The sequence below is a fragment of the Deltaproteobacteria bacterium genome (assembly GCA_019308995.1).
In the GTDB taxonomy this organism is placed as follows: domain Bacteria; phylum Desulfobacterota; class Desulfarculia; order Adiutricales; family JAFDHD01; genus JAFDHD01.
The window spans coordinates 1-10,876 of record JAFDHD010000105.1; the positions used below are offsets into that span (position 1 = coordinate 1).

At 51.6% G+C, this 10,876-nt stretch carries 15 protein-coding genes; all 15 read left to right on the plus strand.

The annotated features are described in order from the left end of the window. A partial coding sequence (locus JRI95_13935; protein MBW2062644.1) for a hypothetical protein occupies positions 1-423 on the plus strand: 423 nt, incomplete at its 5' end. Between the two features lie 49 nt (positions 424-472). Beyond that, positions 473-823, plus strand: a complete 351-nt coding sequence (locus tag JRI95_13940; protein MBW2062645.1) for a hypothetical protein — start codon at positions 473-475, stop codon at positions 821-823. A 14-nt stretch (positions 824-837) separates the two neighbouring features. Continuing rightward, complete coding sequence (locus JRI95_13945; GenBank protein MBW2062646.1) at positions 838-1,755, plus strand: hypothetical protein; 918 nt, start codon at positions 838-840, stop codon at positions 1,753-1,755. Next, on the plus strand, positions 1,752-2,243 hold the full coding sequence (locus JRI95_13950; protein MBW2062647.1) for an HK97 gp10 family phage protein: 492 nt from the start codon (positions 1,752-1,754) through the stop codon (positions 2,241-2,243). The genes JRI95_13945 and JRI95_13950 overlap by 4 nt, the downstream gene beginning before the upstream one ends. Continuing rightward, the gene (locus JRI95_13955) at positions 2,230-2,661 is read left to right on the plus strand and encodes a hypothetical protein (GenBank protein MBW2062648.1); all 432 of its coding nucleotides are present in this window, start codon (positions 2,230-2,232) and stop codon (positions 2,659-2,661) included. Before JRI95_13950 ends, JRI95_13955 begins: the two co-directional genes overlap by 14 nt. Before the next feature lie 166 nt (positions 2,662-2,827). After that, positions 2,828-3,883, plus strand: a complete 1,056-nt coding sequence (locus JRI95_13960) for a hypothetical protein (protein ID MBW2062649.1) — start codon at positions 2,828-2,830, stop codon at positions 3,881-3,883. A 166-nt stretch (positions 3,884-4,049) separates the two neighbouring features. Beyond that, positions 4,050-4,544 carry a hypothetical protein gene (locus tag JRI95_13965; GenBank protein MBW2062650.1) on the plus strand — a complete coding sequence of 165 codons (495 nt, stop codon included), beginning with the start codon at positions 4,050-4,052 and terminating at the stop codon, positions 4,542-4,544. Positions 4,545-4,558: 14 nt separating this feature from the next. Then, positions 4,559-4,861 carry a hypothetical protein gene (locus JRI95_13970; GenBank protein ID MBW2062651.1) on the plus strand — a complete coding sequence of 101 codons (303 nt, stop codon included), beginning with the start codon at positions 4,559-4,561 and terminating at the stop codon, positions 4,859-4,861. Further along, positions 4,845-5,996: a hypothetical protein gene (locus JRI95_13975; protein ID MBW2062652.1), complete on the plus strand. Its 1,152-nt coding sequence runs from the start codon at positions 4,845-4,847 to the stop codon at positions 5,994-5,996. The genes JRI95_13970 and JRI95_13975 overlap by 17 nt, the downstream gene beginning before the upstream one ends. Further along, positions 5,996-7,483, plus strand: coding sequence for a hypothetical protein (locus JRI95_13980; GenBank protein MBW2062653.1), 1,488 nt, complete (start codon positions 5,996-5,998; stop codon positions 7,481-7,483). Before JRI95_13975 ends, JRI95_13980 begins: the two co-directional genes overlap by 1 nt. Continuing rightward, a complete protein-coding gene (locus JRI95_13985) occupies positions 7,476-7,925 on the plus strand; it encodes a hypothetical protein (GenBank protein ID MBW2062654.1) in 450 nt (149 codons plus the stop codon). The genes JRI95_13980 and JRI95_13985 overlap by 8 nt, the downstream gene beginning before the upstream one ends. A 3-nt stretch (positions 7,926-7,928) precedes the next feature. After that, on the plus strand, positions 7,929-9,083 hold the full coding sequence (locus JRI95_13990) for a hypothetical protein (protein MBW2062655.1): 1,155 nt from the start codon (positions 7,929-7,931) through the stop codon (positions 9,081-9,083). Between the two features lie 13 nt (positions 9,084-9,096). After that, entirely contained in the window at positions 9,097-9,378 is a 282-nt protein-coding gene (locus tag JRI95_13995) for a hypothetical protein (protein MBW2062656.1), read from the plus strand. Between the two features lie 72 nt (positions 9,379-9,450). Beyond that, entirely contained in the window at positions 9,451-9,909 is a 459-nt protein-coding gene (locus JRI95_14000; protein MBW2062657.1) for an N-acetylmuramoyl-L-alanine amidase, read from the plus strand. 108 nt (positions 9,910-10,017) lie between these two features. After that, positions 10,018-10,428 carry a hypothetical protein gene (locus JRI95_14005; protein MBW2062658.1) on the plus strand — a complete coding sequence of 137 codons (411 nt, stop codon included), beginning with the start codon at positions 10,018-10,020 and terminating at the stop codon, positions 10,426-10,428. Positions 10,429-10,876 lie beyond the last annotated feature (448 nt).

Sequence of the window (10,876 nt, forward strand, 5' to 3'; positions counted from 1 at the left end):
GGAACTACCAAAGACCCCTATCTGGAGGTAACGCTAAGCGGCGCCACCACTCTGATCGTTGATGATGGCTCCCACGCCCACAGCGCCGAAAGCCCCAGCCTCACACAACTCCATAACCTGGCAGTTCAAGAGGCGGAACATGTTCATAGTGCGGAAAACGTCAACCTCTTCAGGATTGTAATCCTGACGGTCAGCGGCGGGACTCACAGTCATATTGTGGATGGTATCACTCTATCCCAGATCCACCATCTTTTTGTCGCTAATACTTACCATGTTCATTTATCAGACAAGATTGTATTTCCCGGGGAAAAGATCACCGAGACTTCGATAGAGAGCCTGTCCATGTCAAGGGAGGTTGAAGGCTTAACCGGCTCAATGAGTTTAGAGACTCTGTCCGCACTACGGACCATAGAATCCAAATAAAGGAGACCTGATCATGGGGAAAACCGTAAACGACGATGCCCTGGACGCGATGCTTGATTACATCGCGGACAATGGCGATAAACTGACGGTCTGCTCGACCGAACCGACGACCTATACTGAAGCTACCTCGACCTATAAGCTCGCCGACACTACGCTGACCAAAGGCGAAGGCAATGGCGATTACACTATCAGTGACGGCGACGCCAGCGGACGTAAGCTGACCGTGGCCGAGCAGGCTGATATTAACGTGGATACCTCTGGCGATGCCCAGCATATTGCAATCTGCGACAGCGTCAATTCCAAACTGCTTTATGTGACGACCTGCACCAGCCAGGCCCTGACTCAAGGCAACCAGGTCACGGTGCCAGCCTGGGATATTGAGGTTGCTGATCCAACCTGAGGCGGAGGGTGGACATGAAGACTGAAGTTATTTATCTGGGTCATGACAATACCGTTGACCTGCTGTTAAAATCCGGTGGCGCTGCTAAAGACCTGAGCGGAGTGACCAAGATTACGGCCGCGTTCGGGGACACACTGATTCAGTCAACTGAACCTGCTAACGGCTCAATCACCTGGGCTCAAGAAGGTTACGACACAGGCGAAATCCGCCTGGACCTCGGAGGCCAGTCCATCCCGCCCGGAATATACAGCGTGCCTATCGTGATCTATGACACCGCTAATCCCGATGGTATCGTCTGGGGTCTGGCGCCGATCCGGATACAGCCCGAGGTCGAAGAGCTCCAGTTTTTCCTGAGCATATATGATCTGAAACTGGAGCTGGGGATCGAGCTTAACAACACCGAACAGGATGCCAGACTGGCTCTTATGGTCAGGATGGTTCAGGATCTTTGGGAGGAGCTGACCAACAGAAAGTGGGCCAGTCAGGATTACACCGAGATTCACGATAACCTGGATGGCCATGCCACGAAGCTCTTTCTTAAAAACTACCCTGTATCTGAAATTGAATCCATCAAGGTGGATCACGAGCGAAAATGGGGCAGCGACATTCAGGCGGTGAGCTTGGATCATTACAGCCTCGACCCTGAAACCGGAATGATCTACCTGGATATTGCTCTTTCTAAAGGCAGACGGAACATTCAGGTCAAATATACGGCAGGCTATGATCCAGACGAGTTGCCAGCTTCCATTACACAGGTCATGATCCGGCAGGCCTGCCACTGGTACAGGCAGGCTAAGAGCGCCTCTTACAACACCACCAGCTTATCTCAACCTGACGGCGGGTCAGTAAGCCACGCCCTGAATCTGCTCAAAGACGGCCTGCTGCCTGAATTTACATCCGCCGCGGCTCACCACGGGAGACTCCCGATATGAAGCTCAAAATAGAAGATGAGAAATTCGATTCACTTAAGCAGGGATTTAAAAGAGACGTCACGGCCCGGCCCGGTCTCATTATTAAAGCCCTGGAGCACGGCGCATCGGCTGTTCTTCAGCAGGCCAAAAAGAACGTTTCCGGTCCGGTGCTGAGTTTAAGAACCGGCCGGCTTCGTCGAAGTATCATGGCGGGCAGGGCGCTCAAGCAGGGCGACACATTTTCGATCTGGGTGGGAAACAGGCTTAAGAGCGGCTCCCAGGGCGTCAATTACGGGGCAGTCTGGGAATTCGGCTCTGGGCCGGCGGTGATCAGACCGATCAGGGCCAGAGCGCTCAGATGGTTCGGCCCGGGGGGACGGCCAATCTTTGCTTCCATGGTGCGCCGGCCGGCTCAAGCGCCCCGGCCGTGGCTCGGCCCTGCGGTAAAAGATAATATTTTAAAGATCGAAGATCTTCTTGACGGGGTTTACAGCCATGAACAGGCTTAAGGCAATCGTCGAGGCGGTAGTGGCGCAGCTCCAGGAGATAGACGGTGGGACTCATTACAACTTCTCACTCTTAAGCGGCCAGATTATCCAGGGGTATATCGGCCATGACCAGGCGCACAGATACCCAAGCGTCTGCGTCATCGGGGCAAGTCTGGACGGCTCTGATTTCGCTGACCAGAGAAGCCGTAATGCGCCGTTCACCGTGGAGCTCCTGGGCTATGTTCAAAAGGAACAGGACGCGCTCAGCGAAGCTCTAAAATTCGCTTCAGATATCGAGACCGCGATATTTACTGACGAGACTCTGGGCGGATTGATCTGGGGCCTTTCCACCCGTCTGGAGGTCAGCGCCTTGAATAACAGCTCCTTTGGAGGGGTCTTCGTAGAAATCAAAGGCATGACCCTTAAAGAAAAACCATGAGGGCGAAGGAACCTTTTTGAGGCAAAAAGGGCTCCCCTGGTCCAATGGATCAAGCATCAAGGAACAAAGAAACGTGATTTTTTAAAAGATTTTAAGAGGGATTTGAAAGCACCTTTTTCAAAACATTTATTATAACAAGAATTGACATTAATTGAGAGGTTAAAAAATGGCGGATTGGATAACAGGGCGAGAAATTGTTTTGGCGGTTAAGAAAGCTGCGACCTGGCGGACTGCCGTCTCGGTGGGGTCTGGCGACGGCCTTCTTATTAGCAGGGAGTCTATTGGGGCCAAGGCGCCCAGTTTTATAAATGACACTTCACTGGGTTTACCAGAAATCAGCCGGACGATCCAGGTGGCTGAATCTGTGACCGGATCAAGCATTGAAGGCCTTTTTCGTTTTGAAGGCTGGGATGTGCCTCTGGCCCTGGCTCTGGGTACGGCTGGTACGCCCAGCAACATAGAAGGGACGGCTTACAGCAACACCTATAGCGTTGCGGATAGCCTGGCCGGTTTGTTTGCTACTCTAGCCATGAAAAAGGCGAACACATCCAAAGGCATCTGGGAGATCCCCTCGGCCAAGATTACGGGCTTGACCATCCAGGGGCGTATTGGTGAGCTGGTGAGAATAACCATTAACCTGATGGGCAACAAGATCGAGATCGCAAATCCTCAGAACGATGATCTTTCATCCGTAACATACCCCTCAGGCATGACCAAGGATACGGTCGTGCGCATGGACAGTCAGTTCAAGGCGCGGATGAACGCGCAGGACGGGTCCGCTTTATCTGACTCGGACAAAATTTATCCCAGTGAGTTCGAGCTGATTTATGACAGGCCGTTCGAGGAGCAGTTCGAAGCTGGCTACAGTGACATGAGCGAGCCGGTTCAGAGTGACTTTGCCCATGCAGCCATCAGACTCACCTTTGACAAGTACAACATTGACTCATTTACTTCAGCCATAGCCGGTGAGGCGGACCAGAAGATGGATTTAACCTTTGTCGGACCTACGATCACGGAGTCAACAAAATACACCTTTCGTGTGGATTTGCCCAAGGTGACCTGGCAGTCGGCGGCAGCCGATGTCAGCGGCCCGGGTCCGATCAAACACGCAGTCGAAGGCAGGCTGCTGAAGACCGGGTCCGCGCCGGCGGGTATGTCCGGTGTTCTGGGCCCTGTTTCCTTCTATGTCATCAACGAGCGAGATCAAAGCCCGCTGGCTTGATAACGCCGTCATGGAGATTTGAGGAAGATGGAGATGATTCTGGAATTGATATCAGGCTGCTTTCAAAAGGGGTCATCAGGCCCGGCATGGTTTATTTGAGAGCGGCCTTGCCTTTCTCAGGAACTGATCGTCTTCTTAATTTAGTAACTTGAAAAAGGGGGTCGAAATGAAAGGGATATCACTGGCGTTAAAACCATGCCCGGTCTGGTTCGGTGCGGATGACGAAATCTTCGATACGACCGAGCTGTCTGTGGCCTTTAACCGGGAAGAGCGCGCGGCTCTGAGGTTCCTGATCCGGCCGACTTCAAGGCAGATGGTTCAGGAAATGATGGACAAGCATACCTCGAGAAAGAGAGTCAGCCGCGTGATCAATGGCCGTCAGGATTATATTGAGGAAGACGAACTCAATCAGGCCGCTTTTGTAGATGACATGACCGATTTGATCATGCTCGACTGGGAAGGCTTGCTTGATGAGGACAATAATCCTGTGCCTTGCACCCGGGAGAATAAACTGGCCCTATCCAATGCCTACCCCAAACTCGGCACGGCCATCCTCGAGGCTGCCAACTGGGCCATGACCCGTCATGAGCAGATGAAAGAGGAATCTGAAAAAAACTTGCCCAGTATGCCGGGTGGTTCTTCCGCCGGCAGCGGGATATAGAGGCCGGGCGTGATGTGTCCTGTTCAGGGTGCGAGCTGCTTCGGAAAATGGGCGCCAGGCGGCCGGGCTGTGAAGAGTGCGGCCGGGTGGAGCTGGATGAAATCGGGCGGCTCATATGGAGCTTATTCTGCCTGTACTCGGAGTCACTGGTCGTGGTGAGCGGCCCTGGCGGCTTTACGATCAACGTTTTGACTCTTAATCTTTTGGTCCATGAATACGGATTTCCAGACAAGCTGCTGATGCTCAGATGCATCCAGTCTATCGCCAGGGAAGCCATGAAACAGGAGCTGAAACAAACCGATGGTCAGAGATCGTGAACTGAAATTCGTCCTCAAGGTTAAGGACGATGGATCGGCCGCATTGAGAAAGGTCAGTCAGGAGTTTGACAGCCTGGCTCAGGCTGAGGAGCTGGCCCAAAGCGCATCTAAAGAGTTAGGCCGGTCATTTGATTTCCTTGAGCGGCAGGTTGATACCTTGACCGGCGGCTTCAAGTCGCTCGACCGCGTCATGCAAGGATCTAAAATCTCCTTGAGTGATTTTGAAAAAGGAGTTCGAACCGGCCTTAAAGAGTCAATTGAAGACATGTCCGACTGGGCTCGCGCCGGGGAGAGGCTGGCGGTTAGCATGACGCATAACATGGCCTCAGCCTTCGATGACACGCTGTTTGCGGTACTGAAAGGTGATTTCGACGAAGTCGGGCAGGTCTGGCAGTATACTCTGGACAGTATGCTTCGGGCCTTCACCGGCTTTGTGGCTCAGGTGGCGGCGGCCTGGACCATATCAAACCTGACCACAAGTCTCGGCTGGCCTAATATAGCTATTCCAGGCCTGGGAGCGCCTGGCAGTGAAGGCATGGCCCTTTGGGGAACGGCGCTCGGCGGATACGGCGCTTACAACCTTCTGGCTGGACATGGTGCTGCCGCCGCTGGCGGGCTTGCGCCCGGGATGCTGGCCTTTGAAGCGAGCGCCGGGCCTGGGATGTTAGCCTCTGCCAACGTTGGCCTTGCCACGGCCGAGGGGGGTTTGCTGTCCTCGGTCGGAGCTATTGCTCCCTATGCCTTGGCCGCCTTAGCCGCCCAACAGCTGCTTAAGCATACCGGGCTTGGTACACAGATATTCAGCGGCGTTTCCGATCTGGCAGGCAACATCCCCATCATCGGCGGTCTCGCGGGTGACATCGTCAGCGGCATTGGAAGCTTTTTAGGCTTCCAGCGCGGCGTCTCTTATGTTCCGGAAACCACACCAGCCATTATCCATAAAGGCGAACGGGTCTTGAGCGCTGAACACAACGAGAGGCTTATCCGGGCGGTCGAGTCTGGGGGTGGGGGAATTGTCATCCAAGGGCCCCTTATCAACGTGGAAGGCGCCTTAATAGCAAACGAGGCCGCTCTGGAGCGGTTTGCCGAAGAGATTGACGTCAGGCTTAAAACATTGGCTGAGAGGAGATTCTGATGGGGCGGTTTCGCTTCCTTTTTGACAATCTGATTAGCGATGAAGACATGATCACAGTCTCGTCTTTAACAGATGGCATGGTGTCCCTCCCGATTAAGGGAAGCACCTCCAGTTCAGGCCCTTACGGCCGGGCCTCCATGGACACAACCGGGGATTATTCCGGACAGGTTGACCGGGAATACGTTGTCGAAATTGATAGTGTTTCTTCAGGCTATGAGATCGGCCAGGCCACTTTTAAATGGTCTGATAACGGGGGCTCAACCTGGAACCAGCAGGGCATTACCACGACCGCTTCATACTATACGCTGAATCATAACGTACAGATCAAATGGACCGGCGCTACAGGCCACGACTTTGAACTGGGAGACAGGTGGACCTTTATCGCCTTCAATAACTTCAGCGCAGGCCGGATGATAGACTGCGATCGCGATACGCGCTACCGGTCAGCATCCTCAGCCCTGGGAAGCGAGCTGGTCACAAATGGAACCTTTGACAGCAATATAAACGGCTGGAATAATAGCGGCAGCAATCCATACGAGACTCTTGAATGGCAGAGCGGCAAGCTCCATGCCGTCAATACCAGCGGCATGGGCGTGGGCGGTTCAGATGATAATATCTCCGTCGTTTCGGGGAATCTTTATAAAATTTCCTTTGATATCAATGTATCCTCCGGAGAAAGTCCTCTCATCGTTATGAAATCATCATTGGGTGGCACGCAACGTTTCAACATGGGCACCTGCGGCACCGGCTCGCATACCTTTTACTGGACCCCGACTATTACAGAGAACGTGGCCTTTCAATTTCAGGATTCACTGGCCTCTGATTTCACCCTGGACAATGTTTCGGTTAAAAAAGTCCCGACCACTATCAATATTGATTTAGGCTCGGCTCAGGAAGTCAAGTCTCTCATTCTTTATGACCACAACCTGACCAGCTCCGCAGTGATCACCCTCAAGGGAGACGCGGGCGCAGATTGGAATGATCCTGATTTTAAAGAAACAATGTCCTGGAACACGGATAAGATACTTCACTACCTCGGCGCTGGCACAACGAAGCGGCACTGGCGCATTGAAATTGACGATCACGACAACCCGGACGGTTATGTCGAAATCGGTGAACTATACCTCGGGACCTTTCTCGAACCTTCAAAGAATGTGGCCATGGGATATGGACGCTCACTTGACTTTCTTCATTCAGCGTCACAAACCTCCTTTGGAGTTAATAAAAAGCGATTTTATAATTTAAGGCGATCCTGGAAGTTTCAATATCATTTACTTGAGAGTGAAGACCTTGATGATCTGATCAACATGATTGAAGCCATTACTGACCGGTCAACCGGGCAGATGCGGCCGGTTTACTTTAATCAGGACCCTGACGCTGCGAGCGAATTTTACCTGGCTGAAATAAACAACCTGCCTCAATCAGTCCCGTTCAATGACCTCACGAGTGTTGAAATCAGCTTAAGAGAGGTTATGCGCAGTGTATAACGTCACGCTCGACTGGCACAACAGGCTTAAACAGGGAGAAATTCCCCTGCCTTATATTCTCATTGCCACGAACATGGGAACCCATGCCTATGGAAGCAAGGAACTATCCAGGCTGCTTTTGAATCAGGTTGATAATCTCCTTACTCATTCCGCCAGAGTCAAATCGTTTGGAGCGCCCCTAAGGACGATCAATCCTCTGTATAGTAACCTGCTGACCTCATTCACGACCAAACAGCTGTCTCATCTGTCCGTAATCCTGAGTAATGATGATAATGCGGTTACCAGGGTCATGATAGATTCTCCATTCCTGGGAGGCGCCTTAAGTCTTTATCTAGGCTTTGAAGGCGACGATTTGGAGGGTCATCTGGCCGCGTTTTCCGGCCTGATCAGCAAAATAAAAGTAAGCACTTCAGAAGTTATCATTGAGGCAAACGAAGGCTGAGCGATGTCCGTTTATGAAACAGATTTAAACAAAATATTTAAACCGCGCCGCGCCTCGGCTTTTGACCATCCCCTCAACGAGAATGACATCCTGCCGATCGTTTATGGCGATTTGACGGTAAGCTCCGGCGTTCAAGGAGGCAACTGGGTTCTGCCTTGTATTGACACTGTGAATCATGGTTACTGCTTTGCCGACCACCCGGTTCTGTCCGTGGCCAATGGAAACAGTGTCTCGATCTACGCGGACGGTGAGCTGGTTTCCTCCCAGGATTACGTCTTTGATGAAGATGATTCTAATTACGGCTCCATAGCCACCGTTCTGTTTACGGATGACCAGGGTAGCAAACAGGTAAGCGCCCGGGGGAAAGGCAAGGTTGATCCAGACTACTCTCAGAACCTGCTCACAAACCTGGTTGATATTGTCGAGGATTTTCTGACTGACGAGAATAATTATAATGCGGAAATTTTTGAATCTCTCTCAAAAGTCAAGGCCAGGAGCGATTTTGAGAGTAAGTCCTATCAGGCCGCCGGGGTGATTGACCATGAAATCAATGTCTGGTCTTTGCTTCAGCAGATGATGGGTTCTTTCCTGGGGTCTGTCTACAAGAATTCAGCCGGGAAGCTGGTGCTTGAAATTGACATCGGCCAATGCCCGAATTCCCAGGTTTCGATCATTCCGATTTCAGGCATTGAGTTCAAATCGGCTGAACAGCGTCTTGACGATGTGGTGAACAACGTCACCGTGAAATACAAATACAACCTTGTAGTTCGAGACTTCATTTCCGAGACAGTGAAATCAGACGCCTTATCGAACGAATTATTTGGCGACAGGGCACTTGCCCTTTCTCTGTACTGGTGCGTGCATCAGGCATCGGCGACTGAAGTGGCGGAGATCCTGCTCGCTAAATTCAAGCATCCGACCTGGCGCATCTCCTTTCAGGACTTGAGCTTTAAGAGGGCTCATCTTGATGTGGGCGATTTTGTGGCTGCTACCTTTCCTTACCTGTACGGGACGGATAAAAATCCCATGATCAATCAGGTTTGCAAGATTGTGGAGGTCCGTCCTGATGTCAACCAGGGACAGGTTGAATTTACCGTCCTGGATACCGGAGATTACATGCTTGACCAGAACGAAAACCGGGATATGACCCACTACTAATGAGAAGATAAGAATGAGTGAAGACGTATCCCCATGGGCCTGGGCGACCAAGATTCCTTTCGCACTGATGCTGGCTGTTCTGTCCGCCGTCATTTTTTTCGCGCAGCTTGATTCAGACCGGAGACACCTGGCCGCGCAGGTCATGAAAATGGAGGCCAAGCAGACGGCTCATGTCGAGGAAATCACCAAGCTGACTGAACAGATGAAAGGCATTGACAGAAGGCTCGAGCGCATGGAGCAGACCCAGGACAAGATTTTAGGCCTGCTCATGAACAGTAAAAAGCCTCTGCCTTGATCTAAAAACCGAGCATCCGGAGACCGGTCCAAATCCTTGAACAGCCGTATGCTTTATAGCGGAGTATAAGAAATGGCGAACAGGCCAGAAATAATCGTCATCCACCACAGCGCCGGATATGATCACCCGGTCATTGATAACTGGGAAGGCATCCGAACCTTTCACAAGGATGTTCGCGGCTTTCGGGACATCGGCTATCATTACGGTATCGAACTGGTCAACCGAAGACCGGTGGTCAGACACGGGCGGCAGCCCTATGAGAGCGGGGCGCATGCCCCTGGCTCCAACAGCAGGAGCCTGGGCATCTGCGTGCTCGGGGACTATTCGGAAAGGCCGCCGGACAACGAAACCCTGCTCGTGCTCCTGGACCTGGTCTGGTCCCTGATGTTGGCCTTTAATATTCCGGCTGACCAAGTCTTCGGTCATTGGGAGGTCATGCGGCCGGGATACACCGAGTGTCCTGGAGCGACCTTCCCTCTGGCTGAAATAAAGCGCTGGATCGTTTCAACCCATTTATTGAGAAGCGCTTGAGAGTGGTGTTTCATATTTGTGCGGGTTTTTCCAGGGGGGAACTTTTTGGTAAAAAGTTCCCCCCAGACCCCCTTCAAAAATTTTCAACAATTAGGAGATACAAACTAGATGGGAATTATTAGCAAGCTCTTGGGTCCAGGCGTGGGTGAGATAGCCGAAGGCGTGGCCTCGGTCATTGATCGCTTCGTCGAGACGGATGAGGAACGAAAGGCGGCTGACCTTCTACTGCTTAAGGCCAGGCAGGAACCGGACAAATGGCAGGCCGAAATCAATAAAATAGAGGCCGGTCATCGGAGTCTGTTCGTGGCCGGATGGCGGCCTTTCATCGGGTGGGTCTGCGGTCTGGGGCTGGCCTGGAAGTTCGCCTTGAGTCCCATTTGTCTTTATGTTTTATCCCTGGCCGGGTTATCAGCGCCTGTGCCTGATATCCAGGCCGGGGAGTTAATCCCGCTCGTCATGGCCCTCTTGGGCCTCGGCAGCATCAGGTCGTGGGAGAAGGCAAGGGGACTGACGAGATAAGGATTCATTTTAGTTATTTTTTATTGAGTTTTTAGGAGGATGTTCCCCAAGAAGAATTCTCCCTTACCCCTTGAACTTGACCTTTAGCTTTCTTATTTTAGGCTCTTCTCCATATTAGTTGATGATAATTTGATCTGGTCGATAGATTTTTTGCATCATTTAAATAAGTTACGTTCATACAGGTGATTTGCTTATTAGTAAACACTTGGATTTTTAAAAAGAACTTTATGAAACCAGCGCGTCGACCGGATCGGCGGTGCGCCGAGAATGGGCTTTACAACTGGCTCGTCGGAGGTGCATCGCCGCAGACGGGCAGAGCGCTGGTAAAAATACTCTCTAAATAGATTTGGGAAGCTAAAGAATGAAAATATTTGTATTATTAATAAGTTATGCACTAACACAATGCGCCCTCTTAAACTAACTTGCCAACTCTTTTGGAGAAGAACCT

Excerpts from the sequence above, each read along its gene's own strand:
- JRI95_13960 (MBW2062649.1), top strand. The coding sequence starts at position 2,828 with ATGGCGGATTGGATAACAGGGCGAGAAATTGTTTTGGCGGTTAAGAAA.
- JRI95_13995 (MBW2062656.1), top strand. The coding sequence starts at position 9,097 with ATGAGTGAAGACGTATCCCCATGGGCCTGGGCGACCAAGATTCCTTTC.
- JRI95_14000 (MBW2062657.1), top strand. The coding sequence starts at position 9,451 with ATGGCGAACAGGCCAGAAATAATCGTCATCCACCACAGCGCCGGATAT.
- JRI95_13965 (MBW2062650.1), top strand. The coding sequence starts at position 4,050 with ATGAAAGGGATATCACTGGCGTTAAAACCATGCCCGGTCTGGTTCGGT.
- JRI95_13940 (MBW2062645.1), top strand. The coding sequence starts at position 473 with ATGCTTGATTACATCGCGGACAATGGCGATAAACTGACGGTCTGCTCG.
- JRI95_13950 (MBW2062647.1), top strand. The coding sequence starts at position 1,752 with ATGAAGCTCAAAATAGAAGATGAGAAATTCGATTCACTTAAGCAGGGA.
- JRI95_14005 (MBW2062658.1), top strand. The coding sequence starts at position 10,018 with ATGGGAATTATTAGCAAGCTCTTGGGTCCAGGCGTGGGTGAGATAGCC.
- JRI95_13980 (MBW2062653.1), top strand. The coding sequence starts at position 5,996 with ATGGGGCGGTTTCGCTTCCTTTTTGACAATCTGATTAGCGATGAAGAC.
- JRI95_13975 (MBW2062652.1), top strand. The coding sequence starts at position 4,845 with ATGGTCAGAGATCGTGAACTGAAATTCGTCCTCAAGGTTAAGGACGAT.
- JRI95_13945 (MBW2062646.1), top strand. The coding sequence starts at position 838 with ATGAAGACTGAAGTTATTTATCTGGGTCATGACAATACCGTTGACCTG.
- JRI95_13955 (MBW2062648.1), top strand. The coding sequence starts at position 2,230 with ATGAACAGGCTTAAGGCAATCGTCGAGGCGGTAGTGGCGCAGCTCCAG.
- JRI95_13990 (MBW2062655.1), top strand. The coding sequence starts at position 7,929 with ATGTCCGTTTATGAAACAGATTTAAACAAAATATTTAAACCGCGCCGC.